This window comes from Bacillus sp. FSL M7-0558, assembly GCF_038003245.1.
Classification (GTDB): domain Bacteria; phylum Bacillota; class Bacilli; order Bacillales; family Bacillaceae; genus Bacillus; species Bacillus pumilus.
In genome coordinates this window covers 1402735-1426392 of sequence record NZ_JBBOOU010000001.1, presented here as the reverse complement: position 1 = coordinate 1426392, position 23658 = coordinate 1402735, and the positions used below count along the sequence as shown (strand labels likewise).

Sequence of the window (23658 nt, the reverse complement as noted above, 5' to 3'; positions counted from 1 at the left end):
GAGCCGAAGAAGATTTTTTTCAAGTGATAGGCGCATGACTATACAAATAGTGCATTCATACATAGTTTATATTACACGCTTCGCCTTCACTTATGAGAGGCCGAGTGTATTTCCAAAGGAGGTCAAAAGTATGTCTAATTATAGTCATGGAAGTATGTATGGTGGATACGGCGGTTACGGGTATGGATACGGTGGTGGATATGGCGGTGGCTGTTGTTACCCAAGTTATGGCGGTGGCTACGGATACGGCGGTGGACGGACATTCGCTTTAATCGTTGTCCTTTTCATCCTATTAATCATCGTTGGCGCAGCATTCTTAGGCGGCGGTGGCGGCTGCTGCTAATGGCTGTTTAAGCCTCTGACCGGTCTCATAGGACCGGTCTTCTTTATTTCATTGCATATGTTGTGTATCATTTTATATACTTTACATACAAAGGAAATAGGAGTGAAGATTTGTGATTACCATGGAAGATATCGTACGGGACGGACATCCCGTCTTAAGACAAACAGCTGAAGCGGTCGAGCTCCCGCCGACAGAAGAGGACAAACAGCATTTAGCTGACATGATTGAATTCGTTAAAAATAGTCAGGATGCTGACATGGCTGAAAAGTATGGACTCAGACCCGGCGTTGGACTCGCGGCTCCGCAAATTAATGTCAGTAAACGAATGATCGCTGTTCACTGTGAGGATGAAGATGGAGTGGAATACAGCTATGCCCTTTTCAACCCGCGCATTGTCAGTCATTCCGTCAAAAGAGCTTATTTAACGACTGGTGAAGGCTGCTTATCTGTTGATGAAGCCATTCCTGGATTTGTCCCTCGATATCAAAAGATCAGGGTGAAGGGTACAACGCTTGAAGGAGAAGACATTGATATTCGCCTAAAAGGGTTTCCGGCCATTGTGTTTCAGCATGAAATCGACCATTTAAACGGCATTATGTTTTATGATCATATTCAAAAGGATCAGCCATTCGCTGAGCCTGACAACTCTGTTGCGATCGGCAGATCATAAAATAAAAAGAAGACCCAATAACCTAAGGGTCTTCTTTTTTTATTCTTCAATCAGGCCTAAATGAGTCACTGCATGGAATATGCCGTCTTCATCTACTGGCTTTGTCACAAAATCAGCCAAATCTTTTAGTTCATTCACAGCATTTCCCATGGCGACGCCTGTACCAGCAAACGAAATCATCTCTCGATCGTTCAGACCGTCTCCAAAGGCAACGGTATCCTTTTGCTCGTAAGGCAGTCTTTCGATAACTCGTTTAATGCCTTCAGCCTTTGATCCGCCTTTTGGCAAGACATCTGTTGACAGCTCGTGCCATCTGACAAGATCAATTTCTTCGCGGAACGCCTCGTATTGGACTTCCTCTTTTGCCTTACAGAATAACAGCATTTGAAAAATCTCGTTTTCTTTAAAGTAAGACAAATCATGTTCAGGATGCTCTGTTTTTAAAGTCCCAATCCCCTCATGGATAAACGGGTGATTTGGCACAGAAGCCTTCATCGCTTTTTCCCCCATGAAAACAAGCGGATGATCATGATGATCCGCTGTTTCATAAATTTGCTCCATTAGCTCCAGTTTAAGCGGATTGCCGTAAATGACTTCTCCCTCATACATGACATACTGACCGTTATAAGCTATAAAGGAGTCAAGCCCCAATTCCTCTAAAATAGGCTTAATTAAAAAAGGCGAACGCCCAGATGCAATGAAGAGATGATGGCCTTTTTCTTTTAATAAACGAACCGATCGCTTCGTTGATTCAGGTATTTTTTTATCATGATCATATAAAGTACCGTCGATATCAAAGAAGATGACTTTTTTATTCATATCCCGTCTCCTGTCTCTTGTTATGTATATCTACTCCCTTTCATCATACAGAAAGATTTCTGCTTTCGAAACCACTTCCTATGAAAACGCCTATTTCCCACATATAACCATGTAACATTCAATGGAAACGTCATATAATACAAGTATAAAGAGAGAACGGAATACAAGGTCTAATCTAACTTCAATTCGAAAGGAGGCGACCTGCGATGCTTCGTCGTCTGCGCAAGAAAATTAGAAGACAATGGAAGGACATGCTTCGTAAAAAATCGATCGCTTAAAAGGATCTTCCGCACATTTGCTGAAGGTCCTTTTTTCTCAGAGACTTTTCTTATGCGCGTTTTTTTAATATAATAGAAATAGCGAGTGTAACATACGGTATTTAAGGAGAGATTTGGATGATATATAAGGTATTTTTTCAGGCAAGTACTACTGAGGTACCTGTAAGAGAACACACAGATTCACTATACGTTGAAGCAGTTTCTGAAAGAGACGTACGTGATAAGTTGAAAAAACATAGCTACAACATTGAATTCATTCAGCCTGTAGACGGTGCTTTTTTAGACTATGAACGAGAAAGTGAAAATTTTAAAGTATTGGAGCTATGAGAGGAATGAAATTTGTAAAAAACGATCAGGCGGCAGTTTTTGCGCTCGGCGGTTTAGGCGAGATCGGTAAAAACACGTATGGCGTTCAATTTCAAGATGAAATCATTTTAATTGATGCTGGTATTAAGTTCCCTGAAGATGAGCTTCTTGGAATTGACTACGTCATCCCTGACTATACGTACTTAGTTAAAAACGAAGATAAAATCAAAGGTCTTTTCATCACTCACGGACATGAAGACCACATCGGCGGTATCCCTTACCTTCTCAAGCAAGTGAATATTCCAGTTTACGGCGGCAAACTCGCAATCGGCCTACTTCGTAATAAATTGGAAGAGCACGGTCTCTTGAGACAAACAAAACTTCACATTTATGAAGAAGAAGATACCATTAAATTCAGAAAAACAGCTGTGTCTTTCTTTAGAACTACACACAGTATTCCAGATTCTTATGGAATTGTCGTGAAGACACCTCCTGGTAACATCGTACATACAGGTGATTTCAAGTTTGACTTTACGCCTGTTGGCGAACCTGCCAACTTAACAAAAATGGCTGAAATCGGGAAAGAAGGCGTTCTATGTCTTTTATCCGATAGTACAAACAGTGAAATTCCAGAATTTACGATGTCTGAAAGACGCGTAGGCGAAAGCATTGATGACATCTTTAGAAAAGTCGACGGACGTATTATCTTTGCTACGTTTGCTTCAAACATTCACAGACTTCAGCAAGTGATCGAGTCCGCTGTTGCCAACGGCCGAAAAGTTGCGGTGTTTGGACGAAGTATGGAGTCTGCCATTGATATTGGACAAGATCTTGGCTACATTAAATGTCCAAAAAACACGTTCATTGAACATAATGAAATCAACCGTCTACCAGCAAACAAAGTGACTATTCTTTGTACTGGGAGCCAAGGTGAGCCGATGGCTGCTCTTTCTCGTATTGCAAACGGCACTCACCGCCAGATTTCGATTAATCCTGGAGACACTGTTGTCTTCTCTTCTTCACCGATTCCAGGTAACAATATTAGCGTAAGCCGCACCATTAACCAGCTGTACCGTGCTGGCGCTGAGGTTATTCATGGCTCACTTAATAATATTCATACATCTGGTCATGGCGGACAAGAAGAACAAAAGCTGATGCTCCGTTTAATTAAACCAAAATTCTTTATGCCGATTCACGGTGAATACCGCATGCAAAAAACGCATATTAAACTTGCGAATGATTGCGGAATTCCTGAGGAAAACTGCTTTATCATGGATAACGGTGAAGTACTTGCACTAAAAGGTGACGAAGCAAGTGTCGCTGGCAAAATTCCATCAGGTAACGTGTATATCGACGGAAGCGGAATTGGCGATATCGGGAATATCGTCTTAAGAGACCGCCGCATTCTTTCTGAAGAAGGTCTTGTCATTGTGGTCGTCAGCATGGACATGAAAGAATTCAAAATCTCTGCTGGTCCTGATCTCATCTCAAGAGGCTTTGTCTACATGAGAGAATCTGGAGACCTCATCAACGACGCACAAGATCTCATTTCAAAGCATCTTGAAAAAGTAATGGAACGTAAGACAACTCAGTGGTCGGAAATTAAGAACGAAATTACGGACACACTTGCTCCTTTCCTTTACGAAAAAACAAGACGCCGCCCAATGATCTTACCGATTATTATGGAAGTGTAATCACAAAAAGAGACACGAGCCGACTGGCTGTGTCTCTTTTTTTCATCAGTATTGAAAAAAGCCGCATATATAACATGCGGTTTCTCACTTTTTATGATTGAATTGGGAGGTGCTGAAAGTTTCTGACATCAAACAAGCCCTTTGTCGTCATTTTCACATCAGGAATGACTGGAAGTGCCAAGAAGGACAGCGTCAAAAACGGATTAAAGTCTAAGGTAAAACCTGTTTCTTTAAGCGCTTCATGAAGTGTATGAAGGCTTTCATTGACGAGATGTGCCGGCTGATCTGACAATAAACCAGAGATCGGTAATGGCAGCGTATGAAGAGAACGCCCTTCTTTAACAACAGTCAAACCGCCGCCTGCTTCTTTTAACGCCTCAATCGCTTTGATGATATCAGCATCATTTGTGCCAACTGCAATTAAGTTATGGGAATCATGTGCAACCGTTGTTGCAATCGCGCCCTGTTTGATGCCGAAGCCGCTGACAATCCCTACGCCCATTTCAGATAAACCTTGATGACGTTCAACAAGCACCATTTTCAATACATCTCTGCCTGTATCACTTGTAAATTGTCCGTTCATTTCTGAAGGAGAGACTTGTTCTAACTTTGTTTCAAGCTGATTCGGAATAATACGGATCACATTCATATGTTGATCGCCCGTGATAGGTAGTGCAATGTCTTCCTCTTGAACATCTACTGCATGAACAGATTGTAATAATGCTGGGCTTGGTGCGATCTTTTCGACACTCGGCTTGTACTCTCCGTTCTGTGCAACCAATTCACCTGCGATAAATACGCTTGTAATGTCTACATGATGAAAGTCCGAGACAAGCATAAAATCAGCATCATAGCCTGGTGCAATGGCTCCCTTTGTTTTAAGACCAAAACACTCTGCGGCATTTAAGCTTCCCATTTGATAGGCTAAAAATGGATCTAAGCCTTCTTTTATGGACATCCGTACTTGCTCATCAATACTTCCCTGTGCCATTAAATCATCCAAATGTTTATCATCTGTGCAAAAGAAAAAGCGTCTCGCATTCTTTTCATTGACAGCGGGTAAAACATTTTTCACGTTTTTGGCAACAGATCCTTCTCTCAGCATCACATACATGCCCCTTTTCACACGCTCAAGGGCTTCCTGTGCAGTTGTCACCTCATGGTCTGTTTGGATATTGGCCGTCCGGTAGACGTTGATTAAACGATCTGTTAAGCCTGCTAAATGGCCATCAATCAGTTTATTCTCGTTTTGGGCATCAAGCAGCTTTTGAAGCATATCTTCTTCTGCCTGCTCCACACCGACATAGTCCATCACCTCAGCAAGACCAAGCACTTCCTTTTCTTGATAAAGAGGCTTTAAATCTTTCGCTATTAATGTAGCACCTGATCGTTCAAAACTGACTGCCGGTACACAGGATGGCAGCATGAAATAAATATGTAAGGCAGCTTTTCTCGCTTCTTCCAGCATAAATTGGATGCCTGTTATACCTGACACATTGGCGATTTCATGCGGATCTGTTACGACAGTTGTCACACCGCGCGGAACGACAGCTTTGGAGAATTCAGCAGGGGTAACCATAGAAGACTCGATATGAACGTGGCCATCAATAAAACCAGGCACAAGCATTTGACCTGCTGCATCAAGCTCCTGTTCCCCCTCGTACTCCCCTATCCCGACTATTTGTCCATTTTCAACAGCGACATCTGCGTCTATCCATTCCTGGTTAAACACATCCATGACTTTCGCATGTTTAATCACGAGGGCTGCTTTTTTTCTCTTTGCTGCTACCTCAATTTGATGTCTGAAAAGCTCCTTATCCAACGACACTGCCTCCTCCAAGTAAACAATATAATGTTTCTTATCGTAAACGAATCTGTTTGTCCAGTCAATGACATTTAGAGAAAATCAACCATATCAAAACACTGATTTTTATTTCTGAATAGTGATAATTGCACGAAAAATAAGATGATTCATTTTTGCGGTTATACATGAACAAAGCAACCCTTTTCAGTGTCAATTTCCGTCTCAATGTCCACCTGTCATGAACACATTCATGTAAAAAAAACACCCCGTCATCGGAGTGCTTAATAATCGTTTTGCATTTCTCGTTTTTCAAAGCGTCCTATATCGGCTACTGCCCCAATGACAATGAGGATATCTTCTTTTTGAATCATTTCATCTGCCAGCGGGGAAACAATGACTTCTTTTCCGCGCTTAATGGCCACAATGTTGATGCCGTATTTTGCCCGTATATCAAGATCTAAAAGAGAATGTCCCGCCAGCCTGCTGTTTGCCACAATCTCAATCAGGCTGTACTCATCTGACAGCTCGAGGTAATCAAGCACGTTATTTGAAATGATTTTATGTGCAATCCGTCTGCCCATATCTCGCTCTGGATGAACGATGCGATCCGCTCCAATTTTGTTGAGCACCTTTTCATGGTAGTCATTTTGCGCTTTCACGGTGACCATTTTGACGCCAAGCTCTTTCAGCATAATCGTTGTTAAAATACTTGCCTGAATGTTTTCACCGATTGCAACGATGACATGATCAAAATTGCGAATACCAAGATTTTTTAAAACGTTTTCGTCCGTCGAATCACCAATGACCGCATGTGAGGCAATTTTCGCGTACTCGTTTACTCGATCTTCATTCATATCCATCGCCATGACTTCAAGTCCTTCTTCGCTCAGCGCCTTGCAAATACTTCCGCCAAAGCGTCCAAGACCAATGACTGCATATTCCTTTTTCATGTTCAGACTCCTTTTATCTCACTTACCATGCATTTTACTACGGTTTGATTAATGAATCCATATGGGAACGAATTTTTTTGCGGAACGCTTCACTTAAGTAAAGGTCTGCTCCTTTTTCGATTTCACTGCGATAATGAGCTGGCGGAGCGATTTCTTCGCTCTTTTGAAGCACAAGAAAGGTTAAACAGTCCTCATAAATTTGATCACCTATTTTGACATCGACAAAAGCTGGACGATATGTGCCTTCATATACTCCCTCTCGTTTATACAAATAACGAATGGCATCAAAAGGAACTTCATATAATACACCCTCTGTTTCGCCGCCGTCTTCTACCATATCAGCTCTTGATCCATCTGGCCTCACCAATGTAAATCTCGTAGTAAAACCGTTTAGTACACCACCGCCGATGATTTGTCTGAAGTGATGATCGACTTCTGCGAGCTTAAATCTAGCATCATCCATACAGGAGCCATAGGCAAAATAATAGAAGGATGATGGCTTCTCATGCCACAGTTTATAAGCTTTCCAGCACCCTCTCTTTATTTCTTTCAGTGCTGATGCCTTCTGCTCTGGCAAAGTGTATGTCATGGCTGCTACCTGACCTTGATCCGTCATGACATTGATTTCCTGCTTGTCATACCCTTCCTCTAGTGCGTCTATCTTATTCAACGTGTCAGCAGTCACCTCGTACAATTCCCCGTATACAGTGCCTTTTTCTGCGGAAACACACGCTGGATATCCTTGACCTGTATCGTAGATTCTTCCATTCATCCAAGCAGATTTAGCTATTAGTCTGCTTTCCTTCATGTACGCTTCGTGGTGCTCTTCATGCTGCAATAGCGTCCCATATACAAATAAAGCTTTCATCGTCATGACTTCACGTCCTCTCAACTTGCTGCTGTCTGCTTTTTTGACACACAGGCAAATAAATATGAAAAGCTGTGCCTTTTCCAAGCTCACTAGACACGTCCATTCTTCCGTGATGATCTTTTAAAATTGTCGCACAGATGGTCAGACCAAGCCCTGTCCCTTCTTTTTTCGTGGAAAAGAAAGGGTCATATATTTTTTGAATATCTTCTTCAGACATCCCTTTTCCTTCATCTTGAATGGTAATCTTCCATTCATTCAATACTTTTTCTGTAGATATGTATATGCTGCCACCTTCAGGCATTGCCTCAATCGCATTTTTGATTAAATTAATGAACAGCTGCTTCATTTGGTTAGCGTCTGCTAGGATTGCACCGGCATCCTGCCTTTTAAATGGCTGCTTGAGATCAATATTTGAAAGAACGGCATTTGTTTTTAATAAAGTAATCACTTGTTCTAGAAGCTCATGAAGCTGGACTTCTTGAAAATGGACCGCTTGAGGCTTAGCCAATACAAGCAGCTCACTTAAAACAAAATCAATCCGTTTAATTTCAGAGAAGATAATGTCAAAATAATCGGTTCTTTCAGGATATTGTGTCTTCATCAGCTGTAAAAAACCATTTACTGATGTCAGTGGATTTCTGACTTCATGGGCGATTCCAGCGGCTATTTGTCCAGCGACGGCCAGCTTTTGCGCCTGCATTTGCAATTGCTGATTGGATCTTTCAAGCTCAAGCTTTGCCTGCTTTTGTTTCGTAATATCAGCTACTGTTCCAATTCCTCCGGTAAACTGGTGATGCTCATCAAAATAGAGCTTGTAATGAACGTCTCCCCATACCTTCTTTCCCTCTTTATGGAGAAGCTGCAGTTCTACCCGCCCCGCATCTTTATGCTCCTTGATCACAGATAACAAATGCTGCACCACGCGTTCCTCTTGATCAAAGTACTGATTGTACATGGTGCCTAGACATTCATCAATGTCATAGCCTGTCATTTGTGTCCATGCTTGATTTAAAAAAATAATTTCACCTTTTTCGTTTGTTTCAAAGACGATTTCTTGCAAGTTATCTGTAATTCGATTCAGCCGCTCTGTCAGTTCCTGTGCTTCTTTCTCTCTCGTATTTAAGTCTGACACAAATAGATTTAAGCGGTCTACATAGCCTGAGACAACCCAGATCCCTGTTAGAACAAGGACTGTAAAGGCTAGATCGAGCGGCCAATTAATTTGATAGCCGCCTAGATAATAAAAGAAATCCCAGCTTAATATTAAAATAAATGCAAGAACAGATAACACGATCCGCACTTGATATGTTTTGTTCAAATGATTCCACCTGCCGCCCTGAGATTCTTTGTCAATTGTACCATTTTCCACTTATTTTTTGAGGGAGATGGGGCATTTTTAAGGAACTTTTTCAGAAAAAAAGCCTGTTCTCCGCACAAAGGAAGAGAGCAGGCTTTTTTCATTACTGCTGAAGAGCTTCTTGCAGCTCTTTTAAGAGTAGTTCTGCGCCTTCAGCGCTTAATGTAATTTGACCATTTCCATAATCATGGTTCTCTGATGTAATCTCACCAGTCATGAGGCAAACACCCTCTGGCTTGTATTTTTTCAAGACGATTTTCTCCCCATCTATAAAAAATTCCATACTGTCTTTAATGGCAATATCAAGTGCTCTTCTTAATTCGATTGGCATCACAATACGCCCTAGTTCGTCTACTTTTCTTACGACTCCGATAGATTTCAATTTCGTTCCCTCTTTCTTTCATTAGCTCAAGATCAATCTGTTTTTCACCAATTGATATATCGTAGACGTAAGAGATTCTCAAAAGGTTTCTCCTCTATAAAAATTTTTTTCATAAAAGAAAAAACAAAGGGAAAATTTATTGTGATTGTCAAAATGATACTTGAATTTTACAAGTTCATTTCAAGGTCATCACAAACCCCCACAAATGACCTCAACCCTCTGAACTTTTAAATGTAAAATTGTTTAAAACAGCAAAAATAGAGATTGGGTGAAAACATGTTTCAAAATGCCGAAATTGGAATTGATTTAGGAACAGCTAACATATTGGTTTATAGTAAAAATAAGGGAATTATTTTAAATGAACCGTCCGTCGTGGCAGTCGATACAGAAACAAAAACTGTACTTGCCGTCGGAACAGAAGCAAAAGAAATGATTGGGAAAACACCTGGGAAAATTGTGGCGATCCGTCCGATGAAAGACGGTGTCATCGCTGATTATGATATGACAACAGATTTACTCAAACAAATCATGAAAAAAGCAGGAAAAAATATCGGGTTTACCTTCAGAAAACCAACGGTCGTCGTATGTACACCTTCTGGTTCAACAGCTGTTGAGCGTCGTGCCATCAGTGATGCTGTGAAAAACTGCGGAGCAAAGCACGTGCATTTAATAGAAGAACCTGTTGCAGCCGCAATCGGCGCTGATCTCCCAGTAGATGAGCCTGTTGCAAACGTCGTAGTTGATATTGGCGGAGGAACAACGGAAGTTGCCATCATTTCGTTTGGCGGCGTTGTCTCTTGTCATTCCATTCGAATTGGCGGAGATCAGCTGGATGAAGATATCATTACGTTTGTCCGAAAGAAATATAACCTATTAATCGGCGAGCGGACAGCTGAGCAAGTTAAAATGGAAATTGGTTATTGTCTCATTGAGCATGAGCCTGAATCATTAGAAGTACGTGGACGTGATCTGGTGACAGGTCTTCCAAAAACGATCACACTTGAATCTCATGAAATTCAAGGTGCCATGCGAGAGTCACTTCTTCATATTTTAGAGGCGATTCGTGCCACATTAGAGGACAGCCCTCCAGAGCTTAGTGGTGACATCGTAGACCGCGGCGTGATCTTAACCGGCGGTGGCGCTTTGTTAAACGGGATTCAAGAATGGCTCTCACAGGAGATTGTCGTTCCAGTTCATATTGCAGCAAATCCACTTGAATCTGTCGCAATCGGAACAGGTCGTTCACTAGAAGTCATTCATAAATTGCAAAAAACATTAAAATAATCTTCTTGTTCTACTTCTTTTTTTATCATTTCGATCATATCGTGAGGAATGGATAAACGTGAAGGAGGAAGAACATGTTGCTTGATTTAGGTAAACGGGTCGTTGTCACAGTCATTTTAACGGGTATTATATTAGGAGGAATGAGCCTGTCGTTTTCACATATGCCCCCTTCTAATGCACAGCCTGTGAAACAACTGAACCGCTAAAAAAGCCGCATGAAAGCGGCTTTTTTATTTTGGCCTTTCGCGTGCTCCCCATTTTCCTTTTCGGTCTTAAATCTGATATGATGAACATGACTAAAGGAGGGTTTTTATGAGTACATTTGAAAAACAATTAGATCAATATGCGAAGACCATCGTTGAAGTCGGTGTGAATGTTCAAAAAGAACAAGAAGTCGTCGTATCTGCATCTACTGAATCTGCAGACCTTGTTCGTCTTGTCGCGAAACATGCATATGAGCACGGGGCGAAAAACGTACATATCCGCTGGAGTGATGGTGTTCTTGCTCGTTTAAAGTATGAACATGCACCACAGGATGTGTTTGAGCAATTCCCAGAATGGGAAGCACAGATGATGGAAACCATCGCAAAACGCGGCGGCGCTTTTATCACGATCTTGTCAGAAAGCCCTGACCTTCTGCGAGGCATTGATTCGAAAAAAATCGCTGCACAGCAAAAAGCCGCTGGATCCGCCCTTCATACATATCGCCAATACGTTCAATCAGACAAAGTGGCTTGGACGGTCGTAGGCGCTGCATCAAAAGATTGGGCGAAAAAGATTTTCCCTGACGAGACAGATGAAGAAGCTGTCGCTTTATTATGGGATCAAATCTTTAAAGTCGCTCGCGCTGATCAAGCAGATCCTGTGGAGGCTTGGAAAAAGCACGATGAGTTGCTAAATGAAAAGGTCAAAATCCTAAATGAGCGCCACTACCACAAGCTTCATTATGATGCTCCTGGCACTGATTTAACGATTGAGCTCCCTGAGCAGCACATTTGGGTAGGTGCCGGCAGCGTGAGTGAGCGCGGCGTCTCTTTCATGGCCAACATGCCAACAGAAGAAGTCTTTACCGTACCTAAAAAAGATGGTGTAAATGGGACTGTCTCAAGCACAAAACCGCTCAGCTATGCAGGAAATATCATTGATGAGTTTACTTTAACATTTGAAAATGGCCGAATTGTCGATGTGAAAGCGAAGGAAGGCGAAGACATTTTAACTTCGCTCGTTGAAACAGATGAAGGCTCTCATTATCTAGGTGAGGTTGCTCTCGTACCAGATGATTCACCAATCTCAAACTCGAACATTCTCTATTACAATACCCTTTATGATGAGAACGCATCAAACCACCTTGCCATCGGCAGCGGATATGCGTTCAATATCGAAGGCGGAAAAGAGATGAATCGTGAAGAATTGGATGCAGCTGGTGTAAACAACAGTATCACACACGTCGATTTCATGATTGGTTCAAAGAAAATGAATATTGACGGTATTACAAAAGACGGAAAACGTGAACCGATCTTCCGTAATGGAAACTGGGCGATTTAACCAAAAAAGACATCCACTTGTGGATGTCTTTTCTTATTTACGCATAAAGCTCAACGAGTCTCTTTTGAATCTCTTGATCTGATAAGAACTCATCATATGTTGTTTGTTTATCGACGATGCCATTTGGCGTCACTTCGATAATACGGTTTGCCACTGTTTCAACAAACTGATGGTCATGAGATGAGAAGAGCATAGCTCCTTTAAAGCTCATTAAACCGTTATTCAGCGCCGTAATGGATTCTAGGTCTAAGTGGTTCGTTGGCTCATCTAGAAGCAGTACATTCGCTCCTGACAGCATCATTTTCGATAACATACAACGAACCTTTTCTCCTCCTGATAAGACGCTTGCTTTTTTCTTTACTTCTTCCCCAGAGAAAAGCATACGTCCTAAGAATCCGCGTAAGAAGCTTTCGCTTTGATCATTAGGAGAATATTGGCGAAGCCAATCCACTAGATCGACATCGTTTCCTTCAAAGTATTCACTATTGTCTTTCGGGAAAAAGGCTTGAGATGTTGTGACGCCCCATTTATATGTCCCGCTGTCTGGCTCCATCTCACCAGCAAGGATCTTAAATAAAGTAGACACAGCAAGCTCATTACGGCTTAGGAACGCAATTTTATCCTCGCGATTCATAATAAAGCTGACGTTATCAAGTACTTTCACACCGTCGATTGTTTTTGATAGACCTTCTACTTGAAGGACATCATTTCCGATTTCGCGCTCTGGCGCAAAATGGACATACGGATATTTACGTGAAGATGGCTTAATATCGTCTAAAGAGATTTTATCAAGCAATTTCTTTCTTGACGTCGCTTGCTTCGATTTAGAAGCATTCGCACTGAACCGGGCAACGAACTCTTGAAGCTGCTTAATTTGCTCTTCTTTTTTCTTATTTGCATCTTGGCTGAGTTTCAGCGCTAGCTGGCTGGACTCATACCAGAAATCATAGTTTCCGACATATACTTGAATTTTTCCGAAGTCTAGGTCCGCAATATGTGTACATACTTTGTTTAAGAAGTGACGGTCATGCGAAACGACGATGACGGTATTTTCAAAATGAATAAGGAACTCTTCCAGCCACTGGATGGCTTGTAAGTCCAAGTGGTTTGTTGGCTCATCCAGAAGAAGGACGTCAGGCTTACCAAATAAAGCTTGGGCTAGTAATACTTTAACCTTTTCAGAACCACCAAGCTCAGACATTTTCTTCGATTGAAGGCTCTCTGGAATGCCAAGACCTTTTAATAAGATCGCTGCTTCACTTTCTGCTTCCCAGCCGTTTAACTCAGCGAACTCACCTTCAAGCTCTGCTGCACGAATCCCGTCTTCATCTGAGAAATCAGGTTTCATATAGATCGCATCTTTCTCCTGCATCACATCATATAGACGTTTGTGACCCATCATGACGACTTTTAATACTTCAAATTCTTCGTATTCAAAGTGGTTCTGTTTTAAAATCGCTAAACGCTCACCAGGGCTCATATGAACATCGCCCGTCTGAGCTTCAATTTCACCTGAAAGAATCTTTAGAAACGTTGATTTACCAGCTCCATTGGCACCAATTAAACCGTAGCAGTTGCCAGGAGTGAATTTAATATTTACTTCTTCAAATAGTTTACGATCAGCAAAACGCAAACTAACATTATTTACTGCAATCATTTATTAATCCTCCATCACTCATTCATCATTATGAAGTATAACATGAATAACGTTTGATAGAAACGTCTCTCACTAAGAACGAAGGCAAATTGTCCAATATGGTATAATAAGTGGGAATGATTTATTGAAGGAGTTCGTGCGATTTGAGATTACTTACACTGATGGAATACTGTTTATTGATTTTCTTTATGGGTATTTATTTATCTGCAACAGGCTTTAATGCGAGGGATTTTGGCCTTTATATTGGGCTTGTGCTTATTTACACACTGGTACACATCTTTTCGAAACGCTTTTTACAAAAGCGAGGGAAAGAAAATCATAAGATCGGATTGTTTCGGTCCGTTTTAGCCATTACTGGGTCTGTCTTCGCTTCTGTGTTGGCCATTGTGCTCATTGTTACAGTGCTCACGCCAAATTAAAAACGACCCTTCTTTTAAGGGTCGCCCGTTCAAGCACTTTTCTCACGCACCTGAGAAGGGTGCTTTTATTTTGTTTGCCGAATGTCGCCAAATGGGAAGAAAACAAATTCTGATGTCCCGACAACCCGATCCTTTTCAATGAGCCCAAGTCCATTTCTACTGTCCATGGAGTTGAGTCTGTTGTCCCCCATCACAAAGTAATCGTTTTTCGGTACTTTCACCGGACCAAAATCCCCTGTCAAATGCACTTCATACTCTTTCGCATGTGCCTTGTTCTCTTTTAAATAAGGCTCATTTACTTTTTTACCATTAATGTAAAGCGTATCATCCTTCATTTCAATCGTGTCTCCCGGAAGACCGATCAATCGTTTTACATAATGAATTTTCTGGCCATCTTTTCCATTAATAATCACGATGTCACCTCGTTTGACACCACCTAGATAGTTAATGGTTTTGTTGACAAACAGCTTTTCTCCATCATGAAGGGTCGGCTCCATCGACTCTCCTTCCACCACATACGGCTCAAATATAAACGTACGGATGAGCAAGACGAGCGCAAGTGCAATTAAAATGGCTTTGATCCATTCAAACAGTGAACTTTTCTTCTCTGTTTTGGCTTGCTTTGCATCAGATTGAATATCATTTTCGTTTTGTTTGTTTTCTTCGTTCAAAATACTGCTTCCTCCTAAGACTTTCTGCTAAAAGACTTGAAACGTGAATTGAATAACTTTACTTTATCACATGTCATTTAAAAATTCACAAGACAACCATTCAATTAGATATTTTTTCCTAATTTGTTCATAATTAAACAAAAGAAGCACCGCTGTTCACGATGCTTCTCTTCTACTTTACGCTTCTAGTTTCACTGGTTTTTTCAAAATACCAAGTAAAATCGCTGTTACAACGGCACCGATTAAGATGCTGATGATATAAAGTATCGGATGATTTGTTACCCAGAAAACGAATAGTCCGCCGTGCGGTGCAGGAAGCGTGACTCTAAAGAATTCCGTTAATCCGCCAGCCACAGCTGCTCCAATGACAGCTGAAGGAATCACGCGTAGAGGATCAGCCGCTGCAAACGGGATCGCCCCTTCAGTGATGAAGGCCGCTCCCATGAAGTAGCATGTAATCCCTGCTTCTCGGTCACGTTTTGAGAATTTATTTCTAAAAATTGTTGTAGCAAGTGCAATACCTAGTGGTGGTACCATTCCGCCTGCCATAATGGCAGCATGCGGTGCATAGTTTCCAGCAGCAATCATCGCAAGACCAAATGTGTAAGCCGCTTTGTTAATTGGCCCACCCATATCAATCGCCATCATACCTGCCAAAATAATGCCCATTAAGACAAGGTTTCCAGTACCTAAAGTTTCAAGCCAATGAGTTAATCCGTCCATCACCATTTTTACTGGCGTGTTAACAACGTAATGCATAATGATACCTGTGAAGAAAATACCGAACAATGGATAGAGCAGAACCGGTTTAATTCCGTCGAGTGACTGCGGTACGAATGTGAATACTTTTTTAAGTAACACAACGACATAACCAGCAAGGAAACCGGCAATGAGTCCGCCTAAGAATCCAGCACCTGCTGCCGATGCCATAAATCCACCGACCATACCTGGCGCAAAACCTGGACGATCTGCAATACTCATCGCAATAAATCCGGCTAATACAGCCACGATTAAGGCAAGTGCATTATCTCCACCAATTCCTTTTAAAACAGCTGCAAATGAATTAAATGAAGGGTCATTAGGGTCAGCCGATTTAATACCCCAGAAGAATGAAATTGCAACAAGGATACCGCCTCCGACAACAAATGGAAGCATGTTGCTTACACCGCTCATTAAGTGCTTGTAGAAACCACTTCTCCCTTTGCCAGATGACTCATGTTCGTCTTTTGAAGAACTGCCGCCAGAGCCTTTATAGATCGGCGCATCTTGATTGACTGCTTTTTCAATCAATTCCTGCGGACGACGGATTCCTGCTGTCACAGGTACTTCAATGACATGTTTGCCTTTAAAGCGTTCCATTTCAACTTGCTTGTCGGCTGCCACAATGATGGCTGGTGCTTCTTCGATTTCTTTTGCGGTAAGAGCGTGTTTAATACCACCAGAGCCGTTTGTTTCGACTTTAATGTCAACGCCCATTTCTTTCGCTTTTTCTTTCAAAGCATCTGCTGCCATAAATGTATGTGCAATACCTGTTGGGCAAGCTGTTACTGCTAAAATCTTAGCTGGTTTACCTGATGCAGCCGGCTCCTCTTGAACTTCCTCTTCTTCTTCATCGTCGTCCTTATCATGCGTATTGATGATATCGATGATTTCATCTTCAGTAGCCGCTTCAAGAAGCTGCTTTCTGATTTCTTCACGCATCAGAAGTGTTGATAAACGAGAAAGTGCTTCTAAGTGCGTGTTGTTTGCGCCTTCAGTTGCTGCAATCATAAAGACAAGATGACTCGGCTGCGCGTCCAGTGATTCATAATCTACACCAGCTACCGAGCGGCCAAATGCAATGGCAGGCTCTTTGACACTTGCTGTTTTAGCGTGAGGGATAGCAATTCCTTCACCAATACCAGTAGAGCTCTGTTTTTCACGGTTAATCACTGCTTCTTTGTAGCCCTCTTTATCATTTAACTTGCCTGCTGTATCTAAAACAGTGACTAATTCTTCAATGACTGCTTCTTTCTGCTGGCTGTCTAATTGAAGCTTAATGGTCTGCTTTGTGAGTAGTTCTGTTATTTTCATGGTGACTCCTCCTTTAAATGCGTGTGACTTTTACTTGTGGTAATAGTGTGTCAACAAGCTCTTTTGTCCCAAGCTCTTCAGAAAATGCTGTAGCACTGCCTGATGTGACGCCAAGCTTAAATGATTCTTCAATCGAAAGGCCTTTCGAAACGCCGGCTAAAAATCCTGCAACGACTGAATCCCCTGCACCAACCGAATTAACAAGCGTACCCTTTGGAACATTTGACTGATAAATCCCTTCCTTACTGAATAAGAGAGCGCCATTACCAGCCATGGATACGATAACATGTTCAGCACCTTGCTCTAACAGCTTCTTCCCATAAGGAATAGCTTCTTCCGCAGTAGAGATGCTTGTCTCAAACATTTCACCTAGTTCATGATGGTTTGGCTTCATTAAGAACGGTTTCAAGCCTGCTGCTTTTTTTAGGGCTTCCCCGGAAATATCAAGGACCACTCTAACGCCTTGCTTTTCGCATACCTCAGCAATACGTTCATACGTGTTATGAGGCAATGAAGAAGGAATACTGCCAGCTAACACAACGACATCTCCTTCAATCAATGAAGTAAATTGAGACAGAAACGACTCAAATTGTACTTCAGTAATGGATGGGCCGAGTCCGTTGATTTCGGTTTCTTCACCTGTTTTTAGTTTCACATTAATTCGTGTATCTTCTGACACCTCGTGAAAGGCTGTTTGTAATTGTTCGTTTTGTAAAAAGTCTTGAATATATTTGCCTGTAAATCCACCAATGAATCCAAGTGCTTTTGATTCAACACCGTGACGTTTTAAAAGCCTTGAGACATTGATCCCTTTTCCGCCCGGATATTTTTTGTCATAGGTTGAACGATTCAAACCGCCGACTGCGAAATCCTCCACGTGTACGATGTAATCAACTGATGGGTTTAAAGTAACTGTATAAATCATGTTTTCACTACCTTTATAACCGTTTTTTCATGGTAATTATCGAATGAATCCTCTTTTGCGTCGTTTGTGATAATGGTGGCTTCCTGTAAACTAGCAAAGGTTGAAAACGATATTTCGCCAAATTTAGAGGCATCTGTTAAGATATAGGTTTTTTTCGCCTGCTTCATGGCCCTTTTTTTCATGAGCGCTTCCTCTGGATCAGGTGTTGTAAACCCCGCCTCGGGATGAATGCCGTTCGTCCCAACAAAGCTTTTGTCAAAACGGTAATTTTCCATCGCCGTTAAGGCTGCGGCTCCGACCATGGCTCCTGTTCGATGTTTCACTGATCCGCCTATCAGGTAAAAAGAAATGCCTTTTCTCATGAGTGCTTCAATGTGCATAACACCATTTGTCACCACAACAATATCTTGATCTGGATCGATATATTCAATCATTTGCTGTGTGGTCGTACCAGCGTCTAAATAAATACAATCGCCTTGTTTTAAAAGTGAAGCAGCTGCCTCTGCAACCAATGACTTTTCTTGAAGGTTTTTGGCAGATTTCTCAAATACATCTGGTTCAAGACGGATACTTGATATCTTGGCTGCTCCCCCATGAACTCTTTTAAGAAATCCTTTTTCTTCAAGGGCTGATAAATCTCTTCTAATAGTAGATTCAGACGCATCCGTCATAATCGTTAAGTCCTGTATTTTGATGACATCATTTTCTTCTAAACAGTCGATAATGAGTTGATGTCTTTCCGGTGTTAACATGAAAACACCCCCTTTTGAAAACGTATTCATTTTGCGTGCACCTTTATTGTAATCGCTTTTTTCAACATTATCAATACAAAACAATCAAATACATTCAATAACTATCAAAATCTTTCACCATGGTCATCTTACCTTTATATGTACCATTTGTAAACTGAAAAATATGTGACATTAAGATGAAAGTCATGATCTTAGCATTTCTATCATTTTTCATTTCATTCAATAGAACTAAAAAAAGCTTTTATGCGATGTGCATAAAAGCTTTTGATGTTTGATTACAGCGGAATTCACACTGTTTGTATGTCTTTGTTCTTCTCAGAATTATTCATATCTAAGAGAATCAATCGGATCTAGTCTTGCTGCTTTATTCGCAGGAATTAACCCAAAAACAATCCCAATAAGCATACTAAACAGCACACCTACACAAATGATTTGCCAAGATACTAAGGACGGCCAGCCGGCAATGAGTGATACTAACGAGGCACCGCCTATACCTAGTGCAATCCCCATCAACCCGCCGATCAAGGTTAAGACGACAGACTCAATTAAAAATTGAACGAGTATTTGAGCCCTCGTTGCTCCAATCGCTTTTCGAATACCGATTTCCCTTGTCCTCTCTGTCACAGAAACAAGCATGATATTCATCACACCGATACCGCCGACAAGTAAAGAAATTCCCGCTATTGACCCAATGATTGTTGTCATAACAGACGTGATTTGACCGATGCCCTCTGCAATTTCTTCCATGTTGATCATTTCATAAGCATCTTCTGTATGATGATTCTCATTTAATAATGCAGCCGCATTCTTTCCTACTTCCTTCATTTGATCAGCATGTGCGACTTGAATTGACAACTTATCGTATTCATTGATCCCAAATGTGGAGGTGAGCATGGCGAATGGGACATATATTTCATTCATATCGAATGAGAGCATTCCTTTTTGTTTGGCTAAAACACCGATGACTTCAACCGGCTGTCCGTTCATCCAAATCATTTCGCCCAATGCCTTCTGTCCATTAAATAATTCTTTTTGTAAGCCTTCAGAGATGAGGGCGGCTCTTCTGCCGCTTCTAAAGTCAATATCTCTTAAATTCTGCCCTTCTGCTATTTGTAATGAATGTACATTCGTATACCCTTCATTTATACCGTTAACTGTCGCATCCACTGTCGTATCTTGAAATCTCAGCTGCATTCCTTGCGCAGTCGTAGAGGCAACCTGATTCACCCCATTGATTGTCTTAATGCTTTTTATGTCTTCCTCAGTAAATGTGGCGTTGAATAAAGCGTTGGGATTTGCATTTAACTCTTCGTCAGAAGGCGTATATGTCATATCAACGGTATTGTTTGGACCTGAAATCGACCCTTTTAACATTTGCTCGCCGCCTTGACCGATAGCCACGACCGCAATGACTGATCCGACACCAATAATAATCCCAAGCATCGTTAAAATAGAACGTAATTTATGAGCTAAAACAGAATTCATCGCTATTTTGATATTTTCAAAGAGTTTCATTCATAGCGTCCCCTTGTGTCAATCTATCTTCAACGAGTCGTCCATCTCTTACAACGACCGTCCGATTTGTATACGCAGCTATTTCTTCTTCATGGGTGACAAGTACAATCGTTGTCCCTTCCTCATTCAGCTTAGTAAACTGTTCCATGATTGAGAAGCTTGTTTTTGAGTCAAGAGCGCCTGTCGGTTCATCTGCTAAGATAAGCTGCGGCTTATTGACAATTGCACGGGCTATTGCCACTCTTTGCTTTTGCCCTCCCGACAACTCACTTGGCATATGTTTCATTCGGTCTGCCAAACCAACCTTTTCAAGTGCCATCTCTGCACGTTCTTTTCTTTCCTTTTGACTGATACCAGCGTAAATCATCGGAAGCTCAACATTACGCCTCGCATTTAACCTCGGCAGCAGATGAAATTGCTGAAAGACAAATCCAATGAATTGATTTCGAATCACTGCGAGGTCTTGATCCTTTGCTGCTGACAGCTCTCTTCCTTGAAAATGATATTGTCCTGTAGTTGGCCGGTCTAAACAGCCAATGATATTCATTAACGTCGATTTTCCAGAGCCGGACGGGCCCATAATGGACATATACTCGCCTTTTTCGATGACAAGATCGACCTCACTTAATACATCAAATGATTCCTCGGCAACCTCATAGCTTTTTGTCACGTTTGAAAGCTGAATCATTCAGCATTCACTTCCATTCCGTCATACATGTCATCTGATGGATGAGAAATGATTTGATCCTCTGCTATGACACCTTTTGTCACTTCAAGATCATGACCTGACGTTTCCCCTAGCTCTACTTTTACTTTTTTAAGTACATTCTTTTTGACAACATAAACGTATTGTCCATCATCCTCTTTTTTTACAGCTGATTCAGGAATCGTTAGGGCTTGACGCTTATCTGTTTCAATTTCCATGATCATTTTAAAACCAGGTTTTGCTTCAGGTTTTTTTCCTTTTATTTCGATTTCAACTGGATATTGCACCGTTTGATCACCTGCAGTTGTTTCGGATGCTGCCTGAGCAGGTACAACCCCCACTTTTTTCACGACCCCTTGCCAGCTCTTTCCGCGAATGACATCAGACGTTATCTTTACTTTTTGTTTCTTTTTCACTTTTATGGCGTCATACTCAGAAATCAATCCTCGCACAATCATTTTTTTCTCATTGCCAATATGAATGATCGCCTGTCTCTCTTCTGGCTTTCCTGCCCCTTCTTCTTGCTCAATGGAAATGACTGTACCGGCAATTTTACTATGTACGATTAAATCTTCTATTTGTGCTTTTACTTTTTCTTGGCTGATCTCTGCTTGTTTTTGTTCTAATTCAGCCGCTTTCAGCTCTAGTTCAAGCTGGTCTCGCTCGGTTTTAGGATTGGCAGCGGAGTCGCCTCCTTGTTTTTTATCTAATTCGCTCAATCTATTTTGTAATTGTTCGCGTTTTAACGTACTGGATTCAGCCGCAAGAGCTTGCTGCTCTTCTTCAAGTTCCAGCTCTCTATTTTCATATGTAAGAAGCGGCGTTCCAGGCTTTACCTTTTCTCCTTCTTTCACAGAAATCCCCTTCAAATGTCCCTTTTCCTCTTCTGCATAAATGAACTGCTCTTCAGAGAATGAAAGTGTCCCTGGCGTCATTACCGTAGTGGTGATTTCTTTTTGCGTAGGTTTTACTGTTTTAATAGCTGCTGTCGAAGCAGGCTTTGATTGATTTTTCGCAATGTTAAAGCCAATAAATAGACCGATAACAATAATAAAAATGGATCCGATGATGATTTTCTTTCTCATAAAGACATTCTACCCCCAGCTTACTGATATGGTGATTGCAGTTCCTACATATTGAAAAATGATAGATAAGAGATAAAAGACTCCTATAATGGTCCAAGCGATTCTTGGCGATATATGGCCTACTTTCATCAATAAAAAGCCTGTTAAAACAAGGTTCCAGATCACAAATAGATCAATATTGGCAAGCACAGCATGCCATGGACCAGACGTTTGAATGAGTGCATTTAATGAGGTGATTGTGATGTTTTTTGGCACATGGAACAGAATGATGGACAGATGAGAAATAATCGTACCAACGATCGTAACTGGTGTAATAAACAGGACCGCTGAAAACAGCTGCTGAAACGATGCATCACCCTTTGCTAAAAAAACGATGAACTTATATATTGCAGCATTAACCACAAGCCCGAGAAGTAGACCAATTAGCGTCACCACATAAACGACCGATACCGGCAAGCTTAAATCTGCCCACATTCCTTCATTCACCAGCTCTGACAAATAAGTCACAATCACTGTTAAAAAAAGTACGCAGGATAAAGGCCACCAAACCACCGGATTTTCCCATACTCTTTTCAGGTGCTCCGAAGGCCTTGTGCTCACTCCAATGATCGTAGGCTTTTGCATATTTTCTTTCATCAAATGTCATCCTCTCTATGTCATGCAAGTATGCAAACGCACATGCTCTCTCTTATTCTTTCTATTTTATCAAAAGATTGCCAATAAGTGATGGGTGATTTGATTTTCTTATTTTCATTGAGGGAAAAATTATCTATTATCATGAATGAAATTCTCCAAATGACACCATGACTAGACCATATTCATATCAAGAAATAAAGGTTTTTCTGACCTAAAAACATTTTATCAAAAAAAACCATGTCTTTCGGAATAAATATCCTTTTCCTTTGAATTCGGTTGGTCTTCGTGAGACACAACAATTTTTTGTTAAAATAATCCTAGTAATTTCAACAAATCCCGGCTTTATAGGACTACGATTGGTTTCTTTTATAGAACAAATGAGCCTTTAGTAACAATACTTTCATATTAAAAAATTAAAAATATCATGATTTTACTTGATCAAAAGTTATTTTTTCATATAATGTAAAATAGAGGTAGGTTAAATGATAGTGGAAATGGAGTCAAGTGAATGTTAAGAGAAAAATTGAAAACGCAATTGATTTTACTTTATGAAAAGGAACAAGAAGCATGGCAATACTTTCGAAAGGAAAGAGAACTGATTTATCATGAGCTCAAATTACTTGATATGAAAGAAAGCAGACCCTCTAATGACAAAATATACTACGCTGCTAGATGTGTAGATATTATTAAAGAGAAAAAGGGTAGCATTGTGAGCACAAAAGAATTAAAAGAACAGCTTCAAGCCCAGACAGATTTCAACGTGAGACGAATTAGTGAATTGTATGATCTGATTCAGCAGCTCGATCCTCACATTTCTAAAGCACGAAGGGGATGTTTTATTTACGAAGATCACACCCAAATACCTCTACAATCTTTTCACACATAAAAAATTGGTTACAGCCGCTGGCCATAACCA

General features: G+C 41.0%; 24 protein-coding genes. 9 read left to right on the top strand and 15 right to left on the bottom strand.

Annotated elements, in window-relative coordinates; all coding sequences use genetic code 11:
• Positions 1 to 154: 154 nt before the first annotated feature.
• Both MHB79_RS07080 and def read left to right on the top strand, forming a co-directional pair.
• A complete protein-coding gene (locus MHB79_RS07080; RefSeq protein ID WP_041816227.1) occupies positions 155 to 343 on the top strand; it encodes a YjcZ family sporulation protein in 189 nt (62 codons plus the stop codon).
• A gap of 112 nt (positions 344 to 455) precedes the next feature.
• Positions 456 to 1013, top strand: coding sequence for a peptide deformylase (gene def, locus MHB79_RS07075; RefSeq protein WP_137054685.1), 558 nt, complete (start codon positions 456 to 458; stop codon positions 1011 to 1013).
• Positions 1014 to 1052: 39 nt separating this feature from the next.
• Here the strand turns inward: def and MHB79_RS07070 are convergent, their stop codons facing one another.
• Positions 1053 to 1832, bottom strand: a complete 780-nt coding sequence (locus tag MHB79_RS07070; RefSeq protein ID WP_340989403.1) for a Cof-type HAD-IIB family hydrolase — start codon at positions 1830 to 1832, stop codon at positions 1053 to 1055.
• Between the two features lie 395 nt (positions 1833 to 2227).
• On the opposite strand from MHB79_RS07070, the gene MHB79_RS07065 reads away from it, so the two are divergent.
• Both MHB79_RS07065 and rnjA read left to right on the top strand, forming a co-directional pair.
• Positions 2228 to 2437 (top strand): DNA-dependent RNA polymerase subunit epsilon, encoded by a 210-nt coding sequence (locus MHB79_RS07065; RefSeq protein ID WP_003211882.1) that lies wholly within the window; start codon positions 2228 to 2230, stop codon positions 2435 to 2437.
• 5 nt (positions 2438 to 2442) lie between these two features.
• Entirely contained in the window at positions 2443 to 4110 is a 1668-nt protein-coding gene (gene rnjA, locus MHB79_RS07060; RefSeq protein ID WP_003212511.1) for a ribonuclease J1, read from the top strand.
• A 91-nt stretch (positions 4111 to 4201) separates the two neighbouring features.
• Here the strand turns inward: rnjA and ade are convergent, their stop codons facing one another.
• The 5 genes from ade to MHB79_RS07035 all read right to left on the bottom strand — a co-directional run bounded on the left by ade (position 4202) and on the right by MHB79_RS07035 (position 9474).
• Entirely contained in the window at positions 4202 to 5932 is a 1731-nt protein-coding gene (gene ade / locus MHB79_RS07055) for an adenine deaminase (protein WP_106029766.1), read from the bottom strand.
• Between the two features lie 263 nt (positions 5933 to 6195).
• The gene (locus MHB79_RS07050) at positions 6196 to 6864 is read right to left on the bottom strand and encodes a potassium channel family protein (protein ID WP_003211815.1); all 669 of its coding nucleotides are present in this window, start codon (positions 6862 to 6864) and stop codon (positions 6196 to 6198) included.
• 37 nt (positions 6865 to 6901) lie between these two features.
• Positions 6902 to 7738: a gamma-glutamylcyclotransferase gene (locus tag MHB79_RS07045; protein WP_340989401.1), complete on the bottom strand. Its 837-nt coding sequence runs from the start codon at positions 7736 to 7738 to the stop codon at positions 6902 to 6904.
• Between the two features lie 4 nt (positions 7739 to 7742).
• On the bottom strand, positions 7743 to 9053 hold the full coding sequence (locus MHB79_RS07040; RefSeq protein WP_003211426.1) for an ATP-binding protein: 1311 nt from the start codon (positions 9051 to 9053) through the stop codon (positions 7743 to 7745).
• A 142-nt stretch (positions 9054 to 9195) separates the two neighbouring features.
• A complete protein-coding gene (locus MHB79_RS07035; RefSeq protein WP_003211634.1) occupies positions 9196 to 9474 on the bottom strand; it encodes an AbrB/MazE/SpoVT family DNA-binding domain-containing protein in 279 nt (92 codons plus the stop codon).
• Positions 9475 to 9750: 276 nt separating this feature from the next.
• Here MHB79_RS07035 and mreBH point away from each other — a divergent pair, with 276 nt between their 5' ends.
• From mreBH to MHB79_RS07020, 3 genes are all read left to right on the top strand, one after another.
• A complete protein-coding gene (mreBH, locus tag MHB79_RS07030; RefSeq protein ID WP_003211642.1) occupies positions 9751 to 10758 on the top strand; it encodes a rod-share determining protein MreBH in 1008 nt (335 codons plus the stop codon).
• Positions 10759 to 10832: 74 nt separating this feature from the next.
• Entirely contained in the window at positions 10833 to 10964 is a 132-nt protein-coding gene (locus MHB79_RS07025; RefSeq protein ID WP_003210922.1) for a protein YkpC, read from the top strand.
• 106 nt (positions 10965 to 11070) lie between these two features.
• A complete protein-coding gene (locus tag MHB79_RS07020) occupies positions 11071 to 12303 on the top strand; it encodes an aminopeptidase (protein ID WP_340989400.1) in 1233 nt (410 codons plus the stop codon).
• Between the two features lie 37 nt (positions 12304 to 12340).
• Here the strand turns inward: MHB79_RS07020 and MHB79_RS07015 are convergent, their stop codons facing one another.
• A complete protein-coding gene (locus tag MHB79_RS07015) occupies positions 12341 to 13960 on the bottom strand; it encodes an ABC-F family ATP-binding cassette domain-containing protein (RefSeq protein ID WP_003212114.1) in 1620 nt (539 codons plus the stop codon).
• Between the two features lie 143 nt (positions 13961 to 14103).
• Between MHB79_RS07015 and MHB79_RS07010 the strand changes: the two genes are divergently transcribed.
• Complete coding sequence (locus tag MHB79_RS07010) at positions 14104 to 14379, top strand: hypothetical protein (RefSeq protein ID WP_034619939.1); 276 nt, start codon at positions 14104 to 14106, stop codon at positions 14377 to 14379.
• A 65-nt stretch (positions 14380 to 14444) separates the two neighbouring features.
• Here the strand turns inward: MHB79_RS07010 and lepB are convergent, their stop codons facing one another.
• The 8 genes from lepB to MHB79_RS06970 form a co-directional block, all read right to left on the bottom strand.
• Positions 14445 to 15017 (bottom strand): signal peptidase I, encoded by a 573-nt coding sequence (lepB, locus tag MHB79_RS07005; RefSeq protein WP_340990571.1) that lies wholly within the window; start codon positions 15015 to 15017, stop codon positions 14445 to 14447.
• A 210-nt stretch (positions 15018 to 15227) separates the two neighbouring features.
• Positions 15228 to 17123 carry a PTS fructose transporter subunit IIABC gene (locus tag MHB79_RS07000; RefSeq protein ID WP_212045822.1) on the bottom strand — a complete coding sequence of 632 codons (1896 nt, stop codon included), beginning with the start codon at positions 17121 to 17123 and terminating at the stop codon, positions 15228 to 15230.
• Positions 17124 to 17136: 13 nt separating this feature from the next.
• The gene (gene pfkB, locus MHB79_RS06995; protein ID WP_212045821.1) at positions 17137 to 18048 is read right to left on the bottom strand and encodes a 1-phosphofructokinase; all 912 of its coding nucleotides are present in this window, start codon (positions 18046 to 18048) and stop codon (positions 17137 to 17139) included.
• Complete coding sequence (locus tag MHB79_RS06990; protein ID WP_050945129.1) at positions 18045 to 18800, bottom strand: DeoR/GlpR family DNA-binding transcription regulator; 756 nt, start codon at positions 18798 to 18800, stop codon at positions 18045 to 18047. The genes pfkB and MHB79_RS06990 overlap by 4 nt, the downstream gene beginning before the upstream one ends.
• Before the next feature lie 321 nt (positions 18801 to 19121).
• Positions 19122 to 20315, bottom strand: a complete 1194-nt coding sequence (locus MHB79_RS06985; protein WP_340989397.1) for an ABC transporter permease — start codon at positions 20313 to 20315, stop codon at positions 19122 to 19124.
• Positions 20302 to 21003: an ABC transporter ATP-binding protein gene (locus MHB79_RS06980; protein ID WP_003212013.1), complete on the bottom strand. Its 702-nt coding sequence runs from the start codon at positions 21001 to 21003 to the stop codon at positions 20302 to 20304. The genes MHB79_RS06985 and MHB79_RS06980 overlap by 14 nt, the downstream gene beginning before the upstream one ends.
• A complete protein-coding gene (locus MHB79_RS06975; protein WP_050945132.1) occupies positions 21000 to 22106 on the bottom strand; it encodes an efflux RND transporter periplasmic adaptor subunit in 1107 nt (368 codons plus the stop codon). Before MHB79_RS06975 ends, MHB79_RS06980 begins: the two co-directional genes overlap by 4 nt.
• Positions 22107 to 22115: 9 nt before the next feature.
• Positions 22116 to 22742: a YIP1 family protein gene (locus MHB79_RS06970; RefSeq protein WP_003211611.1), complete on the bottom strand. Its 627-nt coding sequence runs from the start codon at positions 22740 to 22742 to the stop codon at positions 22116 to 22118.
• 508 nt (positions 22743 to 23250) lie between these two features.
• On the opposite strand from MHB79_RS06970, the gene MHB79_RS06965 reads away from it, so the two are divergent.
• Positions 23251 to 23628 carry a Rok-like winged helix domain-containing protein gene (locus tag MHB79_RS06965; protein ID WP_003211488.1) on the top strand — a complete coding sequence of 126 codons (378 nt, stop codon included), beginning with the start codon at positions 23251 to 23253 and terminating at the stop codon, positions 23626 to 23628.
• Positions 23629 to 23658 lie beyond the last annotated feature (30 nt).